The organism is Sphingobium sp. TomTYG74 (genome assembly GCF_055393875.1).
Window position 1 is genome coordinate 101,046 of record NZ_AP027342.1, and the last position, 25,307, is coordinate 126,352.

Below are 25,307 nucleotides of genomic sequence, written 5' to 3' on the forward strand. Positions count from 1 at the left end.
CTTGTGTCGTTCCTTCAATCAAGTACCAATTGTTTGTTGCCTGAACCCCAGGCGCTGATGCGCTCATCCCCCACCTTGAACTGCGGCAGCAGGTCGAAGAAGCTCTTGTCCGCGACCACGATGCGCTGAAGGCGGCGGGGCGTCATGCCGGTGAGGTCGCCGCGCGCATGCTGGAGGGCGATATTGTCCCAGATGACGAGATCGCCATTGTTCCAATGGTGCCGGTACACGCGATCTTCGCGATAGAGTTCGGCGAACAGGGCGTTCAGCGTGGCGTCGCTTTCCGGCTGGTCCATGCCGATGATGCGGGCGGTTTGCATGTCGCTGATATAGAGGATGGGCTCGCCAGTCCGGGGATGGGGGATGATGACCGGGCGTATCTGATGCGGCATGGCGGTCGAACTGTCGTAGCCGACCGTCCGGTGAGTCTGGATCGGTGCGATCATCGTGATGGCTTCCCGGCCCGCGACGGCGGCATTCAATGGCGGTGGCAGGGCGGCGGCCGCAGCCGCGCCGTTGGCGAAGTCGGTCCAGCTTTGTCCGTCATTTACGGCCACGGCATGCAGCGAGATGATTTTGAAGGGCTCTTCGGTGAAGGCCAGATCGCTGTGCCAGGTGAGCGGCCCCGATCCTAGGGCTCCATCGCTGGAGATTTCGCGATATTCACCGTGCGATCCCAGGACGCGGCCGAAATTTTCGAGCAGCCGGACCTGATCGGCTTCGTTCAGTTCCTGATTGCGGAACAGGATGAGCTTGTGGCGATCGAATAGCTCGGTCAGCCGCTGTTCGAAGCCGTCGGGCAGCGGCCATTGCAGCCGAACGTCGATTTCCACGCCGAACGGTTCCAGCGGCCGCTCCGTCCATGGCAATGCCATTATCGCTCTCCATCTTTTCTATATGACCGAACGGTATCGAACCGTTCGGTTTTCGTCAAGAAGCATGGGTGCATCGGTGCCTGAGCCTGTTATAGCAGGTTCCAATGTGCGGGGATGCTGAATGAAAGTGGTAGCGGAGGTCGGGAGCCAACTGGCGTCGCCGCGCGTCCGGCATTTGCTGTCGTCAGCGCGCGCGCAGTTTGTCGAGCGCGGTTTTGACGCGGTGAGCATCGATTCGATCGCCCGCACCGCTGGTGTCAGCAAGGAGACGATCTACCGCCACTTTGCCGACAAGGAAGCGTTGTTCCGCGCGGCGCTGGACGCGCAGGGCGCGGAGTTCGAAGCTCGCGCGGCGGCGGTGCATGAAGGCGCCGTCACGGGGGGGTCTGAACTGGCGGGGCTTGCGCGAGCGATTCTTGATTCGGCGCTGGATCAGGGGCTGTTCGGCGCGCTCTGGGTTGCGGCTGGCGTCGCGCACAAGATGCCGGATTTGGCTTCGTCGTTGCAGAATGGGCAGGGCATGCGGCTTGAGCCTGTGCGGCTGGCGCTGGAGGATTATGCGAGGGAGAAAGGCGTTGACCGCCCGGTGTCGCTGGAACTGGCGCTGGATTTCGGATCGCTTGCGGTCGAAGGCCCCGTTGTCCTCATGGGTTTTCCTCCCGCTTCGTCAGAGTATCGCGAGCGGATAGCGGAGAAAGCGGTCGCGCTTTTCGTTCAGGGTATCTGGGCGGGAAAGCCGAGTGGCTTGCCTTCGCCGGAGCCGTTATTCGACGCCGAGCCGCCACTGCGTGAGGAGCCGCTTCCTCATATCCGGACCTTGCTGAATGTAGCAGGGCGCCATTTTCTGGATGAGGGCTTTGAAGGCGCCAACCTGAACCTCATCGGGGAAGAGGCACGGGTGGGGCGGGGTACGCTCTACCGGCATTTCGTTAGCAAGGCCGGGCTGTTTGCAGCTGCCATGCGCATAATGGCCGAAGACTGCGCGCGCGAGGCAAGGCCGCCAGCGTTGCCATTAGGTGAAGCCGATCCGGCGGCATTAAGCCGCTATGTGGAAGCGGCCTTGGATAACCTGGCTTCCAGTCGCTCAATCCGATTGCACCGCGTCGTCATCAGTCAGTCCCGCCGGGACGCTGCATTGGCGCGGGACGTCTACCTTATCCTGCGAAGGCCGTGGGTGACGGGGTTGATCCCCTGGCTGGAAAGCTTGGGCATCAAGGAGAGTGCGGACTGGCACGCACGCCAACTGTTGGTGCTTGCAATGCGTGGCAACCGTCTGCTGGCGGGTGGACATTCCATCTCAAAGCTTGAACGGCGGCATTATGCGGAACGTGCGGCGTCAATGTTCCTGCGGGGGTTCATGGCAGTGCTTTGACTCTGTCTCGAATCCGCCGAAGCTGGTGAAGAAGGTTCGCAATTCACATCCTACGGGGTGACAGGCGTTCCCGATCGGATGAATGCTGCGGTTTCGGGTTCGCATGATTTCATCTGCTCCAGAAATTGCTGGATGCGTGGTTCCGCGACGCCAAGCCCGCGCGCGCAGAAGAGGACCGCGTCGCGCAACACGCGATCTTCCTCATAGGGTATCGCAGTCTTTTCATGGCAGCGCGCCACCAGCATCATCGTGCTGATATGTTCTATGAAAGCGCCGACATTCGTTGTCGAAAGCGCCTGTCCGGAGATTCCCCCGTCGGCCCGTGCCGCCTGCAACGCCTTTTCCAGATTGGGCAGTGTCAGGCGCAAGGCCCGGCGATAGACGAGGCGAGCGTAGCCTCCGTCGCCGGCAAGGCTGCCTAAGACCATGCGCAAGCCTTCTGCATTGAGGGCGTACATCCCGGCGGTCGCATATCTGAAGGTGCGCCGCAAAATTTCGAGCAAGCCCTCTGTGCTGGCTTCGGCGTCACCGAATGATCGGAAGACCCTATTCTGGTCTGCGATCACCTCGCGCAATACGGCCCGATAGATGTGCGTCTTGGTAGGAAAATGGCGGAACAGCAGGGCTTCCGACACACCTGCGGCGCGGGCGATCTGCTGCGTCCGCGCGCCTTCCAACCCGTGGCGCGCGAAAACCGCCCTGGCCGCTGCGATGATGGAAGCGCGGCGACCGACGCTGGAAAGACGGGTGGCGGACATCGTTGGTAATATTACTCCGGGACCAGGCTGGGCGATCGGCGTCCCCGCTTCGGGAAATGTGAGAAAGGCAGTTTAAGGCGTTACGGATCGGAAACAAGGCAGATGCACGTTGACCGCTATTCCGGCATAGCTCCTGCCGTCGCTTTCCCGTCAGGCTGGTCCTGTTCGATCGTCGCGATAAATCGGCTCAGCAGCGCCTTTTGCCGCTCGATCATCGCTGGAGAGAGCGGGTCAATGCCTGCCAATCCTCGAGAAAGAGGGGCGGCCCAGAAATAGCCGAACATCATGTTGAAGATTGCAACGATCTGGAGGATCAGATCCTCGGCCGGAGGCTCAACCTCGGCCGCGCGTGTGATCCGCCGTCCATAATCCATCAGCCGTTCTACCCAGGCCATGCCGATCTCGTCCCGGTCCGATGGGGGCGACAGGATCGACCGGATAAGCAGCATGGACACATTGGGATGCTGTGCCAGCACATCGATCAGCTTGTCGGACAGCGTGCGAAAGGAGGCTTCTCGCGGCGACCGGCTGATGGTTGCTTCCATCTCGTCCGCCAAGGGTTGGAGCGCCCGTTGCAGAACTTGCCGGTACAGGGCGTCCTTGCTTTCGAAATGCTTGTACAGGCCGGGCTGCTGGATGTTCGCCGCCGCTGCGATGTCCCGTAACGCGGTCGCTTCATAGCCCTTCTGCGCGAACAGCAGTTCCGCCGTGTCGAGTAAGCGGTCGGCGGTGCGCTGGCCCTTGCTGGTGCGTTGGACGACATGTTCGCTGATGGCGCGCTGGGCGGTGCTGGTCATGGGTTTGTTCGTAACGGGCCGACCGGGATTTGGCCATATGTCGCGGCTGATCTGGTCGGAAAGCATAGCCGTTCCTATATGGTCAGAGGCCGCCGCCACGCATGTGGCAGGGTGCGCATTGTCCTTGACAGTTGCGTGTGGGGGCGCATGAGCGCCTGCAAGTGCGGAACGGCGCACCCCATTGCTCAGAGGATCAGAGATGGAAGATATTTACATTGTCAGCGGCGTCAGGACGGCGATTGGCGATTTCGGCGGCTCGCTGAAGCCCTTCATGCCTTCGCAGCTCGGCAGCATCGTCGTGAAGGAAGCGCTGTTCCGTGCCGGTGTGTCGGCTTCCGACGTTGAACATGTCGTGATGGGTCAGGTGATGCCGACCAGTGCCCGCGATGGCATGTTGTCGCGCGCCATCGCCTTGCAAGCAGGGGTCCCGTTTGAGGTTCCGGCGATGACACTGAACAGGCTTTGCGGATCGGGCGTACAGGCGATCGTATCGGCCGCGCAGATGATGAAGCTGGGTGAAGCGTCGATCACCGTCGCGGGTGGCGCTGAATCAATGTCCAATGTGCCTTATCATGATCATGGCACGCGCTGGGGCCGGAAGATGGGCGACAATCCGGTAGAGGACGCGCTGGTCTGCGGGCTTCAGGATGCGATCGGCGGATACCATATGGGCGTGACGGCGGAAAACTGCGCCGAACGGCATGGCATCACGCGCGAACAGCAGGATGCGCTGGCGGTCGAAGGGCATCAGCGCGCGGCGCGGGCTATCGCGGAAGGCCGCTTCAAGGAACAGATCGTGCCGGTCGAGGTCAAGACGCGCAAGGGCGTGACCATTTTTGACACGGACGAACATCCCCGCGCCGACACCAGCGCCGAGACGCTGGCCGCCATGCGTCCTGCGTTCAAAAAGGATGGCACGGTTACCGCAGGCAATGCGTCCGGCATTAATGACGGCGCGGCCGCCGTCGTCCTGGCGACGGGTGGCGAAGTGGAACGGCGCGGGTTGAAGCCGATCGCGAAGATACTTGCCTGGGGCCATGCGGGCGTGGAACCGGAATATATGGGTGAAGGCCCGATCAAGGCGGTGCCGGTTGCCCTGAAGCGGGCCGGGCTGACGCTGGATCAGATGGACGTGATCGAAGCCAATGAAGCCTTTGCGGCGCAGGCTCTTTCGGTAGCCAACGCATTGCAGTTCGATGGGGAAAAGCTGAACCCGAACGGGTCGGGCATCGCGCTTGGCCATCCTGTCGGTGCGACCGGCGCGATCCTGACGATCAAGGCCGCTTATGAACTGAAGCGGATCGGCGGCCGCTATGCCCTTATCACCATGTGCATCGGCGGCGGTCAGGGCATCGCGCTGGTGATCGAGAATGTCGACTGACGATTGAATGTCACGCCGAACCCCGGACATGCGGGGTTCGGCGTGACCGTCGATGCCTGTAGGAGAGCGGCTCCGCTGGTCCCGACGGCCCTATCCCGAACATGATGCGTCATGTCCTCTCCTTATTTCGAGAACTCAATCACTTGTCGTGCGTTTGGACGAGGCGGCGGTTTGACCACCCGCTGGCATGGAGTAGATCATGTCCGTTCTCGTCGAGTTTCCCGGAGGCGCATGCCGCGAAGTTCCCAGTCAGCTCCGGGTGATCGGTCCTCGGCAAAATGGTGCGCCTGAATTTGAACAGGTCCCGCTCAATTGCGATCCCCAGTGGAAATTTGAACGCGAAGATGGCCGTTGGGTTGCCGTGCGTCGCCAGGGGCAGTTGTTGGCACTGCGCCCCGCTACTCCTGCGTGGTGGCATTTTGTTGCACTGATGATGGAGCCTGAACGGCCCTCGACCGCTGCGGGCATTGCGGATCAGGGATTCGAGGCAGGGCTTCAATCGGCGGCTTGAGGGGGAAATGTTCGCGTCCTGATCAGGGCGCTTTGCGCCGCCGGGCCTTGATGGCCTCCAGTTGACCGATGCATCCTGGTCCCGACCGATGGGATCACCGATCAATCCCGGTCGGGATCATCCGATGATCCTGTCACCCACTTGTCCGGCAGTGAACTTGCGGTGGTCGGGCGGGTCGCGATAGCCTGCATCCAGCACGATCGCCCCTAAGAGGCGACACAGATGCAATGGCTTCGGCTCGAGGGAAAACAAGCCTCAAGAGGAGAGAGAGATGACGGACATGTTGATCCGTGGCGGCACGGTGGTCGATGGCACAGGCGCGCCCGGCTATGCTGCTGATGTGCGCGTGGCAGGCGGCCGGATCACCGAGATCGGCGCGGGTCTGACCGCCGCCGCCGGTGAGGAAGTGGTGGATGCCAGCGGATGCTATGTGACGCCGGGCTTCATCGAAAGCCACACCCATTATGACGCGACGATGTGGTGGCAACCGGATCTGGACCCCTTGCCCGGCAACGGGGCGACAACGGTGATTCTGGGCAATTGCGGCTTTAGCGCCGCGCCGCTTTCGAAGGAAAAGGCCGCGCAGTTGGAGATGATCAAGATTTTCTCCTTCTTCGAGGATATTCCGTTGAAGCCGTTCCTCCAGAACGTCCCATGGGACTGGGAGAAGTGGTCGGAATATAAAGCGTCGATGGCGCGCAACATCAGCCTGCCTGCGAACTATTCCGCGTTCGTTGGTCATATTGCCCTGCGTCTCGCTGCGATGGGTGTCGAAGCGTGGGACCGCGCCGCGACTGCTGAGGAAATCGCCCGCATGGCCGAATTGCTGGAGGACGCGCTGGCCGCTGGCGCTCTTGGGTTGTCGGACAATCTGCACGATCATGATGGCGACGACCGCGCCATCCCCACATTGCTCGCCGATGACGCGGAGTTCGAAGCGCTGTTTGCCGTTATGGAGCGTTATCCCGGCACGACCTATCAGGTCATCATCGACACCTTCATGCGCAAGACCGGACCGGAAAGCCTGGAGCGGCTTGGGCGGCTGGCGAAAGGCCGGGCGATCCGTATGCAGGTGGCGGGTGGCATTCCGACGCTGGAATTCCAGAAGGATATTCTGCCCCGATTGCAGGACACCCTCGCGAAGCTGAAGGACGAAGGGATCGATGTTTGGCCCGGCTATGCGCATGTCTCGCCGACCAGTACGCTGAGCCTAGTCAAGTCGCTGATCTTCGCCCAGTCCAATGACTATGTCTGGCATGAAGTCGTCCTCGCCGAAACGCACGAGGAAAAGGCACGCTTGCTTGCTGATCCCGATTGGCGGGCGCGGGCGCGGGAAAGCTGGGACACCAAGGCGTGGCCGCATTCGCCGATGAATAATCCGCAGGACCTGTATCTGCTGGATAGCGAAAATGGCACCGGCCCCGTGGGCGGCACTTTGAAGGAATTTGCGGAGTCGCGTGGCCTGCACCGTTCGGACGCGATGGCGCAGTGGATTCTTGAGAATGGCACCAAATCGACCGTGCATATGGCGCCCTTCCCGAAGGATGAGGACCTGACCATCCAGCTGATGCTGGACCCGCAGACGGTTGGGAATATCTCTGACGCGGGCGCGCATCTTCAGATGCTGTGCGGTGGTGGTGAGAATATTCTGCTCTTCACCAAATATGTGCGGGAAGGGCTGCTCACTCTGGAGCAGGCGATCCATGTAAAGACGGGCAAGCTCGCCAATTTCTTTGGCCTGCACGATACGGGCGAGATCAAGGTCGGGCGCCGCGCCGACATTGCCGTCTTCAACCTGAGCGAGGTCGAATATCGCAATATGGAGAAGCGGTTCGACGTGCCCGATGGCGACGGCGGCACGACATGGCGCTTCACTCGTCCGGCTGCGCCCATGCGGCTTACGCTGGTGAATGGGGTCAAGACCTTTGACGGCAACAGCTATACCGGCGCCCGTCCGGGCGAATATCTGGTGCCCACCGCTGCTGCGAATGACGCGCTGGCTTCATTGGAAGCCGCTGAATAAAGAAAAAGGGTGCGGGCGGCGCAGGCCGTTCGCACCCTGTCCTTGGAAATGGGAATATCGATTTGGCTAAATTCGGCGCGATCGACCAGATCGGAATATTGGTGGACGATCTCGATGCCAGCATAAATCGCTGGATCAGTCATTCGGGCGTGGGTCCATGGACCGTATTCCGCAATGTCGCGCTGGATGGCCAATATCGTGGCGAGCCGACGCGGGTCACCATGCATGTCGGATTATCCTATCAGGATGGCGTGCAAATTGAACTGATAGAGGCCACGAATGACGCCCCGTCACCCTATCGCGCTGATGATGGGTCGCGCTTGCTGGGCCTTCATCACATCGCTCGCATCGTCGATGATCTGGACGCCGCCGTTGTAACGGCGGTGGCGGGGGGCATGGAAGTGCTTTTTACAGCGCATAACCCTGCCACGCGCGTCGCCTATTTGCGCGTCCCCGGCGAGCCTGGGCAATTATTCGAATTTATCTGCGGTCCCGACATGCGTGGCATGTGTGAAGCAGGGATCGCGGCGGCCCGCGACTGGGACGGCCGCGATCCTGTAACGGTGATCGACTTCGCGGCAATGTAGTAGGCGGCTGCCCCTCATCAGAGGGACAGCGCCAATCCTGATCTTACTCCGCCGCCATGGAGGGCATGTCCTGATGGCTTGGCCTTGGGTCCTCGCTGATTGCGGTGGTCCATGCCCATTCACCGGGCTTTGGCGGATTAGTGATGCCGAATTCCTCGCGAATATCTGTGACCTGCCAGTCGAGATAATCGCGATAAGGGATGAGGAAGAGGGGATGCTTCCAATTACGCCCTTGTGCTGCGCCAATGTCTTCGGCGTCCAGCTCTATCTTCACCGACTCAGGATAGAATAGCCCGCTCTTCATCATTGTCTTGGCGCGCAGATAGGAGCCGACGCGGTTGAAGAAGGATGCGAGTTCGGGCGTAAAATATTTATAAATTGCTCGCATGTTCGCTGCCAGCAACGCTATTTCGCCGGCATGATTGGTTTCAAAACCCGTGATCATATGTTCGATGTCATGGGTATGGGTCCGCTCCTTCATATAGAAGTCGAAATCGGTCTCTATCTCCATCCCCTGGAAGAAATGGTCCATATTATAGCCGCTATTGACCACGAAATCGTAGATCACGGCGCGTAGCGTGCCGGGTTCAGCACCGGCCAATTCCTCATTCTTGAACAGCGAGACTTTTTTGCCGTCAAGCCAGGTTTTGAATTCAGGAAGCCGCGCCTTTTCTTCCTCGAACAGCTGGAAGATATGGGGCCAGTTTTCCAGTTCCATCAATATCTTCACGACATCAGGAATATAGGCGGTGTTAGGCAGTTCAGCGCCGTTCCGCCGCAGCATCTCCTGAGCGATCAGCGCGCGCAGTTGCGGGTGGTTGAGATAGGGCGAAGAACTGATCAAGACGGAGCTTTCGGTGGTGAAGCCCGGCCCGGAGCCATTATAATATTCAAAATCCGCGCTGCTTACGCGCGCTGCAATCTCGTTTTCCATCATGTCTCTCCTCTTCATTCTGTCTTTTAGAAACTCACCCCAAGTTCGACACCATAGGTCCGCCCGCGTTCGTAGCTGCGGTCAACGTTTCTGCTTTGTAGGGAATGCCGCTCAATATCCCTCTCGTGACATTGCCGGTGGATACCTTGCCATAAGCGGTCATCCGGTTGGTTGGCCGCCAGATCACGATTGTACGTGGTGACGCGCAGCTGCCCGCGTTGCTCCGCCCGATGGCGGTCACGGCAAGGGACGCCTTTTGCAGGCTTTCATCGCGCCGTTGTGCAGTCACCATGATATCGGCCAACTGCCCTTGGACCACAGCCTGTGGGGCCGGGTCGGCAGTCTGCGCCAGAGCCGCTGTCGTGCCGAGCGATGATATGCCCGCTAACGCAACGGCAATAGATGAACGCATGGCAATCCCTTCCTTTCGTCGGGCGATGCCATCCCTCGATACGGGCCGTGCTCCGTTTAGAAGCCCGGTCCATCATCCGGGACCGAACACGCGTGTGCGCATCCGAAAGCGGATGTTTGGCGGTGTTCCGCCATTATGTTGTTCATGATGCAGCCTGATCTGCGGTACATGGCCGCCAGCCCTTTCTGCATCCTCTCCTGACAGCTTCGGCCACCGATCAACTCTTCGGCCGAGCTATCTTGTTTGCATGCAGCGTGTCTTGAAATGATCCCTTCGTCAAGGGTCATCAACAATCAGCGAGGTTTCAGCGGCGCCACCGGACATGCCACTGCAAGAACGGCGTGCCATTCCCCGGGCAGGGCCGAGGTGCGACGATCCGCCTGCGCGATTTCCCGCAGTTCGGCCCTGAAACGCTCGATCCTTTCGGCGACGCGCGCGACGCCCACGGGCGACAGCTTGACCGTCTCCACGCCGAAGATTGTATCGGGGTCTCCATAGTTCAGATTGAAGAACAGATGCTTCATATGCTGTTCGAAATGCCTGCGCATGGGTTCGCGTTGCCACACATGGGCCGGGTCCAGCCGCGCGCGCAGGCGTCCTCCCGGCAGGCGATCGATCAGCGCCAGCCTTTCCAGCCGTTCGACATGTTGCGCGATATGTTCAGGCGGTATGCCAAAGCCTTCCTCGGCTTCGGACACCGGCCAACCCGTGACGATGATGAAGAAAATGGTGGATAATTCAGGGCTTGTGGTCAGCGCTTTCTCCTGCGCCAGCGTCAGCTTGTCGGATGACCGATCGCGCACGGCGGCCTCTTCGGCGATTTCGGTGAGCGTGGTGTCGGCGAGCGCGCATAGCTGCGACAAGGTGCGCAAACCCAGCCCGCGGCCATGCAGCCATCGTTTGACGGTAGCGGTTCCCACGCCAAGCTTTTTCGAGACGTCGGCCTGGGTCAGGCCCGCTGCTCGTAGCCGCCGCCGGAGCGCCGTCAGCAGCAGTTCATGTTCCATTCCGAAAGGGTCGTTGGACGGATGAGAGGGGCTCATCAGATGATCCCTTCCTGCGCTGCAAGGATGATATGGCTGGGCTCAGGCGCTAGATCATATGCCGCGATGTTTGATCGGGGAAAGTTCCGCGATCGATATCCATCCCTCGACTCTTCGGCTGCACGGCTTTCGTGCAGCCGAAGCTTCTTGTCTTCTCCAGTCATGGCCTCTCCAGCTTATTCTTTTGGGCAGGGTAAGTAAGTCAATGCCGCTGACAAGGTCCAACTGACCATCCTCGCCATTGGAGTATTTTCCTATCGCATTCGCGCATGCTTGTGCATAGTTTCGCTCTTGGAGCAGCATGGGGGGGTGAATGGAATGAGCCAGTTTCTCGATTATCTTCAGGCGCGGGTGGATAAGGAAGACGTGTCGGACTGGTTCCTGGTCAGTCAGGAGATGATCGACCAGTTCGCCGAAGCGACCAAGGATCATCAATATATCCATGTCGATCCGGAGCGCGCGAAGCAGTCACCCTTTGGCGGGACGATCGCTCATGGTTTCCTGACGCTTTCACTGCTGCCGCACCTATGTGCCGATGCGCGAGGCGACATCGTTCCCGACGGCGCTACGGAGATCAATTATGGCAGCAACAAGCTGCGTTTCCTGGCGCCCGTTCGATCCGGCAAACGTGTGCGCGGAAGGTTCAAGCCGCTGGAGATCGTCGAAAAGCGGCCGGGGCAGATTCAGCTGACCACCGAGGCGACGGTAGAGATAGAAGGCGAGAGCAAGCCCGCCCTCATCTGTGAATGGATAACCCAGTTCCAGCTTTGATCCGACAATCGTCGGAGTAAGCGGATTAGGCTATCCATTTAGGCTGCGGTGTTGGTCGCGTGGAGGCCGAAGGCCATGCGCGCGGCGTTGATGGTGTATTCATACTCCTCGCCGCCCGGTACGAGGTCGTGCCAGTTCTTGTGCGTGATCGCCGCGAAACTGTCCTGCCATATCTTGCAGGCGATCAGTTGTATTTCTGTTTCCTTGGGGGCGCGCTGTGCTTCCAGGCAGTCACGCAATATCGCGTGAAAAACGGCGCCCCTTAATGGTGCGTGCTTCATTGGCATCCTCTCCAGGCTACTGATTCTTTGTCCAGATTGCCGAGGGGAAAATTGCATAGAGGCGAAAAGACGTCAACCATGTCTCAAAATTTCCAAGGGTATTTAACATATATTTACTATCGTTTTGACTGATGTTCTGTTCACTTTTACTTATGAACGCTACCGTTCATTACATAAGTCACTGATTGGGAAGGCCGCAGCTTCTTTTTAAGGTGCGGCCTTCCCCAGCATCAGAAGCTAAACTTGACGCCGCCCCTCACCGTTCGCGGTTCGACGACGCGGCTTAGCCTCCCTTCGACAGGCTCCGCATCGGCGGCGGGAAGGTAGGACTCGTAATAATAAGCGATGTCCTTGTCCCGGCTGCCTAGGATGTTGAGCAGTTCGGCATAGATTTGCACCCGCTTTCCCTTCCAGGCGGCGCGCGCGTTGACGACGGTGCTGCCGGAATCGCGCACACTATTGTCCTCGATCAGCGGCGAGGGGCCAAGGTGACGGACGCGGATGCTGGCTTCCCATGGGTCAAGCACGATGGCTGCGCCAGCGGACGCGGCGTTTTTGAAGGCGTTGGGGATATGGTCGCCATTGGTATAGCGGCTGTGGCTGGCGGTGTAGTTGCCGTCGAAGGCGAGCCAGGGGAGCGGGCGCCAGAAAGCGACAAGCTCATAACCGTGGCGGCGGCTGGCTCCGCTGGGTTCGACCGCGTTTGAGTCGCCGACGAAGCGCAACTCGCTGCCGACATTCAGCCACCAATAGGTTGCGGTGAAGGTGAAGCCGGGCAGTTGCAGGCGGCCGCCCAATTCCTTGCCCGTGCCGCGCACGAGCATGGGAACAGGCGTATCGACATTGACCGCGCCGCGCGCATCGTTGGAATGGAATCCTCGGCCCCAATTGGCATAAAGTTCGACGCGCGGCGTGATCGCCCAGGCGGCCGATGCCTTGGGAGAGACGAGCGTGTCCGATCCGCTGCCTTGCCCAAGCGCGGCGGCGACGGCGTCGCGGGCGCGGACGTCATAATGATAATAGTCGCCGCGAAGGCCGCCAGTGATGCGCAAGCCAGGCAGCGGTGTGACGGTCGCTTCGCCATAAAGGGCGGCTGAACCCTGCTTTACGCGATAGCGGCCGAGCGAGGAGAGGAAGGCGCGGTTCGCGGTACGGTTGACCCCGACATTGCCGATCGCGTCATAGCGGTTTTCCGTGCCGAGCTTCAGTTGCAGTGCGGGGGCGATGTCCCAACGCTTTTCGCCGGTGAAGCCGAAGACCCAGCGGCGATCGAACTGCTCGATCTGCGCGCTGGTGCCGTCGGGATCGGTGTAGGTGGGGTTGGAGAACATCGTCCAGTCGTAGAACTGCGCGTAAAGATTGGCGCGCCATGTTGGCTGGACGGTGGCGAGATTGCCGATGATGCGCGTCGTTTCCCCGCGCGCGGAGGGATCGGGCGAACAGAAGACATCGGGGCAGAGCGGCGTGCCGATGATCCGTTCGGGGATCTGCTCGGTCGGGCGCCATGTCGCGCGATAGGCGTGCAGCGTGGCGTCGATCTTACCGGCCCCGGCGGGGAGGGTGTATTTGGCGAAGCCCGCATAATGGCGCAGATGCTCGACCTCCTGCCACGGGCCGTCATAGGCCTTGGCTTGGGCGACGAGGGTGAGATTGCCTGCGCCCGCCTTGACGGTGCCGCCCGATGCCAGCCTGCGCCAGCCGAAGGAGCCGCCCTCCGCCGCGACCCATGGACGATCATAGCCATCGATCGTGGTCATATAGGCCGCGCCAGCGAGCGCGAAGTCGCCGCCATCGGCACGATAGGGGCCTTTACGAAAATCCTCCCGCACGATGATTTCGGGGATGAGCCCGTTAAGGTCGAGATAGCCCTGGCCGTGGCCATGGGTGCGGAAGTTCATCTGAACCCCGTCGATATAGGTGGTGAAGTCTGACCCATGGTCGAGATTGAAGCCGCGCAGGAAATATTGATTGGCCTTGCCGCTCCCGGAATGCTGGGCCGCGACCATGCCCGGCACGGCTTCGAGTAGTTCGGCAACGCGGAGCAGCGGCCGGACAAGAAGGTCCGCGCCGCCGACGCTGCCTTCGCTAGCCGCATGGGCGGTGCCGATCTTGTCCTCGCCCCGGCCGAAGACGATGATGGTGCTGGCGTCATCGCCAGCGTCGTTCGCTTCGGCGGCGAAGGCGGGCAGGGGGAGGAAGGTGGCGGTCAGCGCGCAGGCGGCGCGGTGGAGTTGATTGGGTAATTTCACTTCATGCACTCCGGGCGTCTGGCGACATCCGGCAAGAGACCTGTCGCCCGACGACGACCGGCGCGCGCGGGCGATCGGACGCCCCCAAGGCGACCGCCAACGTCACCGAAGCGGCCTCTTGCCGCTCGTTCGTCGCTCAGACGGAAACTACCGTGCCGCAGCCATCCCCTGGACCAAGGCAAGAGCGACCAGACGCTGGCAGGTCTCCTGGCTCGCGGGTCATCGCTTGATGCACGGCCTTCCCGGGCCTCGCAGGATTTAGCGTCCGGCCCAGTGACTTGCCCCATCCTACCTGTGAGGTGGGGCGATGTGCATCGCGCTCGCCGCTTACAGTTGCAGGGACAGCCCTGGCTTGGGGAGGCGGGCGCCTCCTTACCATGTTCCCTTTTAAGCCTCTTTCGAGGCACCGGCGCGATCATTTCCCCAGGGGTTGCCCGGGTGACGGGGCGATAGCGGAGCTGTTGGGGTTGGGCAAGGGGGTGGGTGATGGGTGGTTGGGTGAGGTAACTTGCTCCCTCTCCCCTTCAGGGGAGAGGGCCGGGGAGAGGGGAGCAACGTGGGTTGCTAACAGTCCCCTCTCCCGCCTTCGCTACGCTCGGCACCCTCTCCCCTGAAGGGGAGAGGGGATGGGGTCTGGCAATCAGTTCAGCTTCGCGCCGCGCTCTCGCTGGAGGCGGAGGGCCATGGCCTGGTAGCGGACGGCGCGTTCATTGTGGAGGGCGATGGTTGCCTGGTCGGCGCCGCGCAGGCGGGCTTCCCTGGCTTGGCGCGCTTCCTGGGCAGCGCAGGCGGAAAAATGTGATGCGTCATTGGGGCGCATGGCCCTTATCCTCTCTCAATTTCTTATGGCTCGAACGATAACATCGGCCTGTTTCCCGCTGCCATTACGCAGGTTAACTTCGGAAAGCTTCTGTTTTTTGACAGCAACGTGGGAAATGATTTCAGAAGCGAATTTCTGCGCTTTTCAGGGAGTTGCGTGCGCGTTCCATGGGTGCTTCTTGCTATCAGCCGCCCCGGTTCCACGATGCATCGCGGAAGGTTTCGCGCAGAAAGGCGATGAAGGCGTCTACGGCGGCGGGACGGCCTGCGGCGCGGGGGTGGACGGCGTGAACGGCGAGGTCAGCGGGGCCTTCCCAGCTATCGAGGACGCGGATGAGGCTGCCTTCCGCGATCAGGTCGCCCACGTCCCAGAGCGAGCGCAAGGCGATCCCGACGCCGGTGAGGGCGAGTTCGCGCACGATTTCGCTGCTGTTGGTGCGGACATGACTGTGGCCGTCGATCAGCTTGCGCGCGCGGCCGTTGACGAGCCGCCATGGCAATTGTCCATCGGCCGCGAGCAGGCGGTGGCGGGGGAGGTCGGCGATCTTGTCCGGAATGCCATGCGCGGCAAGATAGGCGGGGCTGGCGCAGAGGATGCGGCGGTTGGTGGCGAGATGATGTCCCTCCAGATGGAGAGGAATGTCGCTGGTGATGCGGACTGCCACGTCGATGCGCTCGGCAAGCAGGTCTTCATAAGCGTCGGACAGGTTGAGTTCGAGGTCGACGTGCGGATGCAGATCCAGGAAGCGGCCGACATGAGGCGCCACATGCAGGCGGCCGAAGGAGGTGGGAGCCGAAATGCGCAGCGGACCGGATGCGGTGCGATGGCGGTTGGCGACGCGGTCTTCGGCCTGCTGAATGGCGTCGAGGATGGCGACAAGGTCACGGTGCAGGCTGGCGCCTTCCTCCGTCAGGGCAAGGCGGCGGGTGGTGCGGTGGATGAGGCGGACGCCGAGGCGGGCCTCCAGCCGGGATAGGCGTTTGGACATCATCGCGGGCGAGATGCTGAGGAGGCGGCCAGCTGCGGAAAGGCTGCCTGCTTCGACGGTGCGGGCAAAGAGTAGATAGTCGGGGTCCATGATCTTTTCCTGTGAGGAACAGATGCTTTGATCCTTTGTCGTCTAGTGTGAGGATGACGGTGGGTCTATGGGTGTTCGCGCACTATTTTGATGGAGAGTTGCCCCATGGACGGCATGATCGAAAAATCGGGCCTTATGGTTGCCGCCGAGCTTGCGCGCTTTATCGATGGGGACGTCCTGCCGGGGACGGGGACTGCGGCGGAGGCGTTCTGGGCCGGGGCGTCGGCGATTTTCGAGCGCTTTGCGCCGCGTAATGCCGCTTTGCTGGACAAACGCGATGCGTTGCAGATGCAGATCGATGATTGGCATGGGGCGCGTGCTGGGCGGCCCTTCGATGCGGAGGCGTATCGGGCTTTCCTGACGAAGATCGGCTATCTGGTGCCGGAACCAGCGCCCTTTTCGATCGGGTCTGGCCGGGTGGATGAGGAGCTGGCGACGCTGGCGGGGCCGCAGTTGGTCGTTCCGATCCTGAATGCGCGCTTCCTGCTGAATGCCGCCAATGCGCGGTGGGGGAGCCTTTATGACGCGCTTTATGGGACGGATGCGATCCCGGGCGCGGCGGCGGGCAAGGGTTATGATCCGGCGCGTGGGGCACAGGTGATTGCTTGGGCGAAGGCTTTTCTCGACCGGGCGGTGCCTCTGGCGGAGGGAAGCTGGGCGCAGTGGACGGGTGGTGTGCCGGTTTTGCGGAACGCTTCGCAGCTCGCTGGGCGGGCGGGGGACAATATCCTGCTGCGCCATCATGGGCTGCATATCGAACTGGTGATCGATGCGGGGCATCCGATCGGTCGGGATGACCCGGCGGGTCTGGCGGACGTTGTGCTGGAAGCGGCGCTGTCGACCATTTGCGATCTGGAGGATTCGGTTGCGGCGGTAGATGCTGTCGACAAGGTCGCGGCCTATGCCAACTGGCTGGGGCTGATGAAGGGCGATCTGGAGGACAGTTTCGAGAAGAATGGCGCGATGATGACGCGGCGGTTGAATGGGGACCGCAGCTATGTTGCGCCCGACGGAAGCGGCTTTACGTTGCCGGGGCGGTCTTTGCTGTTCGTGCGCAATGTCGGGCATTTGATGACGACGCCTGCGGTGCGGTTGGCCAATGGGGCGGAGGCGCCTGAGGGGATTTTGGATGGGATCGTTACCAGCCTGATTGCCTTGCACGACATTCGGCGGAACGGGAGCTTCGTTAATAGCCGGGCGGGCAGCATCTATATTGTGAAGCCCAAGATGCATGGGCCGGAGGAAGTCGCCTTCACCAATGATCTGTTCGACGCGATCGAGGATCTGCTGGGGCTGGAGCGGCATCAGCTGAAGGTCGGTGTGATGGATGAGGAGCGGCGGACTTCGGCCAACCTTGCCGCGTGCATCCATGCGGTGCGGGACCGGATCGTGTTCATCAATACGGGCTTTTTGGATCGCACGGGTGACGAAATCCATACGTCGATGCGCGCGGGGCCGATGGTCCGGAAGGGTGAGATGAAGGGCGCGGCGTGGATCAAGGCATATGAGGATCGCAATGTACAGATCGGGCTGGCTTGCGGGCTGTCTGGGCGGGCGCAGATCGGCAAGGGCATGTGGGCGGCTCCCGATCGGATGGCGGATATGCTGGAGCAGAAGATCGGCCATCCGATGACGGGGGCGAATACGGCTTGGGTGCCTTCGCCGACTGCGGCGACTTTGCACGCGACGCATTATCATGAGGTCGATATATTTGCTCGGCAGGCGGAGCGGAAGGCTGAGCCCGTTGCCGGGCTGGACGCGTTGTTGACGTTGCCGCTGGCGGCGGGGGTGAACTGGTCGGCGCAGGATGTTCGCGATGAGCTGGACAATAATGCGCAGGGCATATTGGGCTATGTCGTGCGCTGGGTGGACCAGGGCGTGGGCTGTTCCAAGGTGCCGGACATTCATGATGTGGGGCTGATGGAGGACCGGGCGACGTTGCGGATTTCTTCGCAGCATATCGCCAACTGGCTGCTGCATGAGGTGTGTTCGGCTGAGGAAGTCGAGGCGGCGCTGCGGCGGATGGCGGTTAAGGTCGATGCGCAGAATGTGGGCGATCCGTTGTACCAGCCGATGAGCGGGCGGGAGGAGAGCAGTCTGGCGTTTCAGGCGGCGCGGGCGTTGGTGTTTGAGGGGGTCGCGCAGCCTAATGGCTATACCGAGCCGCTGCTGCATGCTTATCGGGCGCGGGTGAAGGTGGTTGCTTGAACGGCTGTTGTGGGCCTTGATTTCCGCGCAAGGGCGCAGAGTTCGCAGAGGGTTTCGTTGGCGTTGCTCTGCGGTCTCTGCGCCTCTGCGCGGAAATTATTTCACGCGGAGACGCGGAGAGGGTGCGTGTGAGGTGAGTTGGTGTGTCTTGCTGGCTTCGCGTTTGGCGTGAGGTTTTGAGGGATGCGCTGCGCGGGCTGGTTTGCCTCCGCGTCTCCGCACCCCCGCGTGAAAAAATCAGTCTTGCAGCCGTTCGATCAGGGCGCGGGCAGCCCTTGTGACATCTTCCCATGTCTCGTCAAAGCCTTCATCTTCGCCGAAATAAGGGTCGGTGACGCTGCTGCCTTCGCGGCCGGGGACGAGGTCCATGAGGAGGCGGAGGTCGGCGGTGCCATCGGAGGGGCGGATGCAGCGGAGGTTTTTGAGGTTTTCCGCGTCCAGGGCGAAGATATGGTCGAAGCGGTGGAAATCGTCCGGCGTGACTTGGCGGCCGCGATAGGTGGATATGTCAATGCCGTTGCGCAGGGCGACGGCCTGGGCGCGCTTGTCCGGCGGGCAGTCTACGTGCCAGTCGCCGGTGCCTGCGGAATCGACCTCGACTTGAAGGCGCGCCTTTTCCGCTTCGGCGCGCAGGGCGGCTTCGGCAAGGGGCGAGCGGCAGATATTGCCGAGGCAGACGAAGAGGACAGAGACGCTCATCCTTCGGCTGCCGCTGTCGAGAGGCCGAGATGCGGCACGCCGATCGAGCGGCGGCCACCGAAGTCGGTGCGGGCGACGATGACGCCGATCTTTTCCATATAGTCGATGAGGCGGCGGACGCGGCCCGGCGAACTGGTGCCATAGGCGCGGGCGAGGGCGGTATCGTCGGGGCAGGGCAGGCCCTGCATCGCGGCGCGGGCGATGAGGAGGAAGGGGGCGAGCATGTCTTCGGGCAGGGGCTGGGCGGCCTTCATCGCGTCGTCCCAGCGCGGATCGGCGGCGTCTAACATGCCCGCCTGCGCCATGGCGAAGCGCTTGCGGAAGGCCGCAAGGTCGAGCGGCGGTGTGCGCAGGCCCTTCATCCGGCAACGGACGCCGAAATCCTGATAGAGGGTGGCGACGCTGGGCTGCGCTTCGCCCAGGTCGGCGACGATTTCTTCAAGGACCGCGATGACCACGGGCTCATTCTGGCCGAAATCCAGTTCGGGCGCGGCAGGCTTGGCGAGGGGCGCGGCGGCGAGGGCGCGCATCAGTTCTTCGGCGGGGAGCGGCGGGGGTTCGGCGCGGGGTGGCGGAGGGGGCAGCGTGTCTTCGTCGCCTGCGCTGGCGAAGAGCAGTTCCTGCATATTTTCGGTCGCGGCTGCGGGGGGCGGCATCAGCTTGTGCGTGCCGCCGCGCGTGCTGGTCTTCACCGTGCCGATCTTCACCGCGACGGGGCGGCGGCAGATGGCGGGGCCAAGCGCGAGGAAGCGGCCGCGTTCAAGGTCGCGTATCTGTTCGGCCTGGCGGCGCTCCATGCCGAGCAGGTCGGCGGCGCGGGCCATGTCGATGTCGAGGAAGGTGCGGCCCATCAGGAAGTTGGACGCTTCGGCGGCGACATTCTTGGCCAGCTTTGCAAGGCGCTGGGTGGCGATGACGCCAGCAAGGCCACGCTTGCGGCCACGGCACATGAGGTTGGTCATGGCGGCGAGGGAAAGGCGGCGGGCTTCGTCGGAGACGTCACCGGCGGCGACGGGGGCGAACATCTGGGCTTCGTCCACCACGACGAGGGCGGGATACCAATGGTCGCGCGGGGCGTCGAACAGGGTGGAGAGGAAGGTGGCGGCGCATTTCATTTGCGCTTCGAGTTCGAGGCTTTCGAGGCTGAGGACCACCGACGCGCGATGTTCGCGGATGCGCGCGGCCATCTTGACGATTTCGCGTTCATTATAGTCGCCCGCGTCGATGACGACATGGCCATATTCGTCGGCCAACGTGACGAAGTCGCCTTCGGGATCGATCACGACCTGCTGGACGAGGGCGGCGCTTTCCTCCAGCAGGCGACGGAGGAGGTGTGATTTGCCGGAACCCGAATTGCCCTGAACGAGCAGGCGGGTGGCGAGCAATTCCTCGACGTCGATCGGAACGGGGTTGCCGTTGCCGTCGGTTCCTATGCTGATGGTGGCGGTCACATCTGTCCTTTGGCCCAAGCGGTGGGATTCGCGCAAGGGTGGTGTGGGTGTGTCTCACTTCTCCGTTCGGGCTAAGCTTGTCGAAGGGCTTTACTTCTTGAGAAGTGGAGGGCTTCGACAAGCTCAGCCCGAACGGGTGAGAGGTAAGTGCGCGGGAGGAGGGGAGGAGGCCCGACAGCGCAGATTCCCTTGACCCATAGGTTGTTGCGGCGCAGCATCGATCTCATGGCGACTCTTTCATCCCCTGTTCCTCCGGTCACGCAAAATCCGGACATTCGTTATCTCGGCCGTCTGCTGGGCGATGTGATCCGGGCTTATGGCGGCGAGCGGCTTTATCGGCAGACGGAATATATTCGCTCTGCCTCTGTGGACCGGGCGCGGGGCATTCATGGCGCCGATGTGGTGGATACAGGGCTGGAGGCGCTGAGCCTGGACGACACATTGTCGTTCGTGCGCGGGTTCATGCTGTTTTCGATGCTCGCCAATCTGGCCGAGGACCGGCAGGGGGTGGCGGCCGATCCCGATGCTGATGTGGCTTCGGCCATCGAGCGGCTGGAATCGCATGGGATCGGTCGCGATGCCGTGATGGCGCTGCTCGACCATGCGCTGATCGTGCCGGTGCTGACCGCCCACCCGACCGAGGTGCGGCGCAAGAGCATGATCGATCACAAGAATCGTATCGCCGACCTGATGCTGCTGAAGGATGCGGGGCACAGCGAGACGGGGGATGGCGAGAATCTGGACGAGGCGATCGCGCGGCAGATCGCTCTGCTGTGGCAGACGCGACCGCTGCGGCGGCAGAAGCTGTTCGTGCAGGATGAGATCGACAATGTCCTGACCTATTTCCGGGACGTGTTTCTGCCGGTGCTGCCTGCGCTGTATGCGCGGTGGGAGCGGGTGCTGGGGGGGCGGCCGCCCAGCTTCCTGCGGGTAGGAAACTGGATTGGCGGGGACCGGGACGGCAATCCGTTCGTGCAGGCGCCGCAGTTGCGGTCGGCGCTGGGGCGCGGGTGTGAGGCGGCGGTCGCTTATTATCTGGATGCGGTGCATGCGCTGGGGGCTGAGTTGTCGCTCTCGACGGAACTCGCGCAGGTGCCGCAGGCGGTGCTGGATCTGGCGGAAGCGAGCGGGGACAGCTCGCCGAGCCGGGGGGATGAGCCTTATCGCCGGGCGCTGTCGGGCATTTATGCGCGGCTGGCGGCGACCTACCGGGCGTTGGTTGGGAAGGAGCCACCGCGTCCTTCGCGGTTGACGGGCGAGGCCTATGCGCTGCCCGGTGATTTGCGGCGTGATCTGGTTACGGTGGCGCAGGGGCTGGCGAGTGAGGGTGATGGCGCGCTGGCGACGGGCGGGGCGCTGGGGCGGCTGATCCGGGCGGTGGAGACGTTTGGTTTTCACCTTGCGACGCTGGATATGCGGCAGAATAGCGATGTGCATCAACGCGTCGTTGCCGAGTTGCTGAAGGTTGGGGGCGTGGCGGAGGATTATGCCGCGCTGGATGAGGAGGCGCGGGTTGCTTTGCTGCGCGGGGAGTTGGCGAGCAATCGGCCGCTGGGGTCGCGCTTTTCGGAATATTCGGAGGAGACGGCGTCCGAATTGGCGATCGTGCAGGCGGCGGCGGATGCGCACAGGACGTACGGGCCTGCCTGCATCAGCCACTACATCATTTCCAAGGCGGAGAGCGTTTCGGACCTGCTGGAAGTCAACCTGCTGCTGAAGGAAGCGGGGTTGTGGCGCGTGGGCAGGGATGGCGGCCCGGCGCAGGCGGCGATCATGGCGGTGCCGCTGTTCGAGACGATTGCCGACCTTGAGGCGGCGCCAGACATCATGGCGGCCTATTTCGGTCTGCCGGAGATTGCGGGCGTGGTACGCGAGCGGGGTCATCAGGAAGTGATGATCGGCTATTCCGACTCCAACAAGGATGGCGGCTATATCACCTCGACGTGGGGCCTGTATCAGGCGAGCAAGGCGCTGGCGCCGGTGTTCGAGGAGGCGGGAACGGGGATGCAGTTGTTCCATGGCCGGGGCGGCGCCGTCGGGCGTGGCGGCGGGTCATCCTTTGCGGCGATACAGGCGCAGCCGCGCGGAACGGTGCAGGGGCGCATCAGGATCACTGAACAGGGCGAGGTGATCGCGGCGAAGTTCGGCACGCGCGATGTCGCGATGACCAATTTGGAGGCGATGACGAGCGCGACTCTGCTCGCCAGTCTGGAGCCGGAGGGGATTTCCGATCAGGACGCGGCGCGCTTTGCGGGGGCTATGGACGAGCTGTCCAAGACGGCTTTCGCGGCCTATCGGGACCTTGTTTATGGGACGGAGGGGTTCAAGGAATTCTTCCGCCAGCTGACGCCGATCCAGGAGATTTCGGGCCTGAAGATCGGGTCGCGGCCCGCCAGCCGGACCAAGAGCACGCGGATCGAGGATTTGCGGGCGATTCCCTGGGTGTTCAGCTGGGCGCAGGCGCGCGTCATGCTGCCGGGATGGTATGGCATGGGGCAGGCGTTTGCGGCGTTCAAGGACAAGGCGTTGTTGGCGGACATGGCGCAGAGCTGGTCCTTCCTGCAATCGGCGCTCGCCAATCTGGAGATGGTGCTGGCGAAGTCGGATTTGGGGATTGCCGCGCATTATCTGCCGCTGGTCGAGGATCAGGTGGCGGGTGGGGCGATTTTCGATCGTATTCGTGAGGGATGGCAGCTGACGCATGATGGGCTGTTGGCGGCGAGCGGGCAATCGCGGTTGCTGGAGAAGAATCCGAAGCTGGATGAATCGATCCGGTTGCGGCTGCCCTATATCGAGCCGCTGAACCTGTTGCAGGTGGAGTTGATGAAGCGGCATCGCGGCGGGGAGGATGATCCGCGCATCAAGGAAGGGATCGAACTGTCGATCAACGCCATCGCCACGGCGCTGCGCAACAGCGGGTGAGGGGGAATTCGGGACGGCTAGCAGTCCAATGCCGCCCCGAACCCCTGACCTCCCCATAAAGGGAGGCGCGAGCCGATAATAAGGGGCGCGTCGATACGTGCCCGCTGTCAGAAATGTTAATCTATCCAATAAGATGAAGGTCGGATGAACATGAATACCGACACGCGACGAACAGAGTTCGGCTTTCATTCACAACCAATTCAACCTGCAGACGTTATCCTGTCTGTATTGGAGAAAAGGAGAAAGGCAATGACGTGGTCCGGACAGAAGTTTCTGGCTGCGATTAGCCTTGCCAGTGCGGTGGCACTGGGCGGCTGCGCCTATGATGACGGCTATTATGGCGGCGTGAGCGTGGGATCAGGCTATTATGGCGGTGGCTATTACGACGATTATTATGGCCCCGGCTATTATGGTTCGGGCTATTACGGCCCCGGCTATGGATGGTACGGGGATTATTATTATCCCGGCAGCGGCTATTATGTGTTTGATCGTGGTGGCCGACGCCATCGCTGGAACGATGATCAGCGCCGCTATTGGGAAGGCCGTCGCAATGAACGAGGCGATCATTGGCGCGGCAGTTTGGCGCGGCCACAAGATGGTCGGCTCTATCGCGACGGGCGCCCCGTGAGAGATGGGCGCTGGCGCGGGCGGGACAGGAATGATGCCACGGCCGCTCCTCCGGCAACTCAGAGCCAGCCGCGCGCGGGTAGCCCGCGTGGAAGTTGGGGTGGTGGACGATCCGGGTCTGGATCGGGTTCCAGCTCAGGTTCCAGCTCCGGCAATGGCAGTTCTGATGGGAACCACTGGCGCGGGACGCTGCGTCGCTGATGCGGGCTGGGTGGGGCGCTGTAACGCTAATCGCATGCCTCTCGCTCGCCGCCTGTGACGGGCGGGAGGAAAGCGCGATCGACAATCTCGCCAACGGCGCCAATGCGACGCAGGTGGAAAACAGCTTCCGCGCCGAGGCGCAGGAGGTGCTGGAGCCGTTGAGGCCGCCTGAACCGGGCACGCCGGGTGGATTGCCGCCGGATGCCGCACCGATCGAGGAAGGGTCGATCGACCCCAAGGGGCCGCAGGGCGCTGCGCAGGTCGTGCAGGGCTATTATGGCTTGCTGGAGGAACGCCGCTTCGACGATGCGCAGGACCTTTGGAACCAGACAGGCGCGGTTGGTGCGGAGGATGACGAGGCCTTTGCCCGGCGGTTCCGGAATTTCAGCGAAATCCATGCGCATGTCGGGGCGCCCAGTGAAATGGAGGGCGCGGCGGGGTCGCTTTACGTGACGGTGCCGGTGCAGGTTTACGGGCGGCTCGCGGCCAATGGGAAGCCCTGGTATATGCTGCGTCAGGTGACGCTGCGCCGGGTCAATGACGTGCCGGGGGCCAGCGAAGCCGACCGGCGGTGGCATATCGAGACGATCGGGCCTTATGTCGCGCCGGTTGAGGGCGAGACTGAGGTCGGGAACAACGCCTCAGCGGCGCGATGATATCGGGGCGAGCGGACATTACTCCGCTCGCCCTCGCGCCTGATCAGGAAACGGTCGCCTTCAGGATCTTGCCCGGCGTGCGGGGCGGTTCGCCCTTCGGCAGGGCATCGACATGTTCCATGCCGGAAGTGACTTCGCCCCAGACGGTGTACTGGCCGTCGAGGAAGGTGGCGTCGTCGAAGCAGATGAAGAACTGGCTGTTCGCGCTGTTCGGGTTGGACGAGCGGGCCATGGAGCAGACCCCGCGGACGTGCGGTTCGCGGCTGAATTCAGCCTTGATGTCGGGCAGCTTCGACCCGCCCATGCCGGTGCCGGTCGGATCGCCGCCCTGCGCCATGAAGCCCGCGATGACGCGGTGGAACACGACGCCGTCGTAAAAGCCTTCCTTCGCCAACTGGGTGATGCGTTCGACATGGCCGGGCGCCAGATCGGGACGCAGCTTGATGACGACGTCGCCGCCGCTGTCGAGGGTGAGGGTAAGCGTTTCGTCGGCCATGAAAATCTCCTCTTTCGGGGGAGTGGGGAAATGTTGGTCCATATAGAGCGTTAGGACCGGGATGGAAGCGCCTCAATCAATCTTTGAGGCATTGCATTTATCCCGTTCATGAGCAAAAGCAGCCAAATGTTACAGGAACCGGACAGTAGGGGACG

Annotated in this window: 23 protein-coding genes and 1 riboswitch; of the genes, 10 read left to right on the plus strand and 13 right to left on the minus strand. The window is 62.1% G+C overall.

The genetic code is table 11. The features are described 5' to 3' along the window. Positions 1-14 precede the first annotated feature (14 nt). Positions 15-875, minus strand: coding sequence for a TauD/TfdA dioxygenase family protein (locus tag ACZ5TB_RS13575; protein WP_464793003.1), 861 nt, complete (start codon positions 873-875; stop codon positions 15-17). A 121-nt stretch (positions 876-996) separates the two neighbouring features. Between ACZ5TB_RS13575 and ACZ5TB_RS13580 the strand changes: the two genes are divergently transcribed. Next, positions 997-2,247: a TetR/AcrR family transcriptional regulator gene (locus ACZ5TB_RS13580; protein ID WP_464793004.1), complete on the plus strand. Its 1,251-nt coding sequence runs from the start codon at positions 997-999 to the stop codon at positions 2,245-2,247. Positions 2,248-2,297: 50 nt separating this feature from the next. Here ACZ5TB_RS13580 and ACZ5TB_RS13585 read toward each other — a convergent pair whose 3' ends face one another. Together ACZ5TB_RS13585 and ACZ5TB_RS13590 are read right to left on the minus strand one after the other, a co-directional pair. Continuing rightward, on the minus strand, positions 2,298-3,005 hold the full coding sequence (locus ACZ5TB_RS13585; RefSeq protein WP_464793005.1) for a TetR/AcrR family transcriptional regulator: 708 nt from the start codon (positions 3,003-3,005) through the stop codon (positions 2,298-2,300). A 116-nt stretch (positions 3,006-3,121) separates the two neighbouring features. After that, positions 3,122-3,802, minus strand: coding sequence for a TetR/AcrR family transcriptional regulator (locus tag ACZ5TB_RS13590; RefSeq protein ID WP_464793006.1), 681 nt, complete (start codon positions 3,800-3,802; stop codon positions 3,122-3,124). 199 nt (positions 3,803-4,001) lie between these two features. On the opposite strand from ACZ5TB_RS13590, the gene bktB reads away from it, so the two are divergent. From bktB to ACZ5TB_RS13610, 4 genes are all read left to right on the plus strand, one after another. Next, the gene (bktB, locus tag ACZ5TB_RS13595; protein ID WP_464793007.1) at positions 4,002-5,183 is read left to right on the plus strand and encodes a beta-ketothiolase BktB; all 1,182 of its coding nucleotides are present in this window, start codon (positions 4,002-4,004) and stop codon (positions 5,181-5,183) included. A 199-nt stretch (positions 5,184-5,382) separates the two neighbouring features. After that, entirely contained in the window at positions 5,383-5,694 is a 312-nt protein-coding gene (locus ACZ5TB_RS13600; protein ID WP_464793008.1) for a hypothetical protein, read from the plus strand. A 271-nt stretch (positions 5,695-5,965) separates the two neighbouring features. Next, the gene (locus tag ACZ5TB_RS13605) at positions 5,966-7,717 is read left to right on the plus strand and encodes an N-acyl-D-amino-acid deacylase family protein (RefSeq protein WP_464793009.1); all 1,752 of its coding nucleotides are present in this window, start codon (positions 5,966-5,968) and stop codon (positions 7,715-7,717) included. Between the two features lie 56 nt (positions 7,718-7,773). Then, complete coding sequence (locus tag ACZ5TB_RS13610) at positions 7,774-8,304, plus strand: VOC family protein (RefSeq protein WP_464793281.1); 531 nt, start codon at positions 7,774-7,776, stop codon at positions 8,302-8,304. A 43-nt stretch (positions 8,305-8,347) separates the two neighbouring features. Here the strand turns inward: ACZ5TB_RS13610 and ACZ5TB_RS13615 are convergent, their stop codons facing one another. The 3 genes from ACZ5TB_RS13615 to ACZ5TB_RS13625 form a co-directional block, all read right to left on the minus strand. Continuing rightward, complete coding sequence (locus ACZ5TB_RS13615; RefSeq protein ID WP_464793010.1) at positions 8,348-9,238, minus strand: hypothetical protein; 891 nt, start codon at positions 9,236-9,238, stop codon at positions 8,348-8,350. A 34-nt stretch (positions 9,239-9,272) separates the two neighbouring features. Then, positions 9,273-9,650, minus strand: coding sequence for a hypothetical protein (locus ACZ5TB_RS13620; RefSeq protein WP_464793011.1), 378 nt, complete (start codon positions 9,648-9,650; stop codon positions 9,273-9,275). A 293-nt stretch (positions 9,651-9,943) separates the two neighbouring features. Beyond that, on the minus strand, positions 9,944-10,693 hold the full coding sequence (locus ACZ5TB_RS13625) for a helix-turn-helix domain-containing protein (RefSeq protein ID WP_464793012.1): 750 nt from the start codon (positions 10,691-10,693) through the stop codon (positions 9,944-9,946). 318 nt (positions 10,694-11,011) lie between these two features. Here ACZ5TB_RS13625 and ACZ5TB_RS13630 point away from each other — a divergent pair, with 318 nt between their 5' ends. Beyond that, entirely contained in the window at positions 11,012-11,464 is a 453-nt protein-coding gene (locus ACZ5TB_RS13630) for a MaoC family dehydratase (RefSeq protein WP_464793013.1), read from the plus strand. Positions 11,465-11,502: 38 nt separating this feature from the next. On the opposite strand, the gene ACZ5TB_RS13635 is transcribed toward ACZ5TB_RS13630, so the two are convergent. The 4 genes from ACZ5TB_RS13635 to ACZ5TB_RS13650 form a co-directional block, all read right to left on the minus strand. Beyond that, entirely contained in the window at positions 11,503-11,745 is a 243-nt protein-coding gene (locus ACZ5TB_RS13635; protein WP_449469799.1) for a hypothetical protein, read from the minus strand. Positions 11,746-11,975: 230 nt separating this feature from the next. Then, the gene (locus ACZ5TB_RS13640) at positions 11,976-13,934 is read right to left on the minus strand and encodes a TonB-dependent receptor (RefSeq protein ID WP_464793282.1); all 1,959 of its coding nucleotides are present in this window, start codon (positions 13,932-13,934) and stop codon (positions 11,976-11,978) included. 240 nt (positions 13,935-14,174) lie between these two features. Then, positions 14,175-14,420, minus strand: a riboswitch (cobalamin riboswitch). Positions 14,421-14,634: 214 nt separating this feature from the next. Further along, positions 14,635-14,814, minus strand: a complete 180-nt coding sequence (locus tag ACZ5TB_RS13645; RefSeq protein ID WP_464793014.1) for a hypothetical protein — start codon at positions 14,812-14,814, stop codon at positions 14,635-14,637. 184 nt (positions 14,815-14,998) lie between these two features. Further along, positions 14,999-15,892: a LysR family transcriptional regulator gene (locus ACZ5TB_RS13650; RefSeq protein WP_464793015.1), complete on the minus strand. Its 894-nt coding sequence runs from the start codon at positions 15,890-15,892 to the stop codon at positions 14,999-15,001. Positions 15,893-15,997: 105 nt separating this feature from the next. On the opposite strand from ACZ5TB_RS13650, the gene ACZ5TB_RS13655 reads away from it, so the two are divergent. Beyond that, entirely contained in the window at positions 15,998-18,100 is a 2,103-nt protein-coding gene (locus ACZ5TB_RS13655) for a malate synthase G (protein WP_464793016.1), read from the plus strand. Positions 18,101-18,337: 237 nt separating this feature from the next. Here the strand turns inward: ACZ5TB_RS13655 and ACZ5TB_RS13660 are convergent, their stop codons facing one another. Together ACZ5TB_RS13660 and ACZ5TB_RS13665 are read right to left on the minus strand one after the other, a co-directional pair. Continuing rightward, positions 18,338-18,799, minus strand: a complete 462-nt coding sequence (locus ACZ5TB_RS13660) for a low molecular weight protein-tyrosine-phosphatase (RefSeq protein ID WP_464793017.1) — start codon at positions 18,797-18,799, stop codon at positions 18,338-18,340. Further along, positions 18,796-20,250: a helicase HerA domain-containing protein gene (locus tag ACZ5TB_RS13665; RefSeq protein ID WP_464793018.1), complete on the minus strand. Its 1,455-nt coding sequence runs from the start codon at positions 20,248-20,250 to the stop codon at positions 18,796-18,798. The genes ACZ5TB_RS13660 and ACZ5TB_RS13665 overlap by 4 nt, the downstream gene beginning before the upstream one ends. Before the next feature lie 225 nt (positions 20,251-20,475). Between ACZ5TB_RS13665 and ppc the strand changes: the two genes are divergently transcribed. From ppc to ACZ5TB_RS13680, 3 genes are all read left to right on the plus strand, one after another. Then, complete coding sequence (gene ppc, locus ACZ5TB_RS13670) at positions 20,476-23,172, plus strand: phosphoenolpyruvate carboxylase (protein ID WP_464793019.1); 2,697 nt, start codon at positions 20,476-20,478, stop codon at positions 23,170-23,172. A gap of 249 nt (positions 23,173-23,421) precedes the next feature. After that, positions 23,422-24,000 carry a hypothetical protein gene (locus tag ACZ5TB_RS13675; protein WP_464780094.1) on the plus strand — a complete coding sequence of 193 codons (579 nt, stop codon included), beginning with the start codon at positions 23,422-23,424 and terminating at the stop codon, positions 23,998-24,000. Continuing rightward, positions 24,000-24,656: a hypothetical protein gene (locus ACZ5TB_RS13680; RefSeq protein WP_464780095.1), complete on the plus strand. Its 657-nt coding sequence runs from the start codon at positions 24,000-24,002 to the stop codon at positions 24,654-24,656. The genes ACZ5TB_RS13675 and ACZ5TB_RS13680 overlap by 1 nt, the downstream gene beginning before the upstream one ends. Positions 24,657-24,699: 43 nt before the next feature. Here the strand turns inward: ACZ5TB_RS13680 and ACZ5TB_RS13685 are convergent, their stop codons facing one another. Then, positions 24,700-25,152: a peptidylprolyl isomerase gene (locus ACZ5TB_RS13685; protein ID WP_464780096.1), complete on the minus strand. Its 453-nt coding sequence runs from the start codon at positions 25,150-25,152 to the stop codon at positions 24,700-24,702. Between the last annotated feature and the right edge of the window lie 155 nt (positions 25,153-25,307).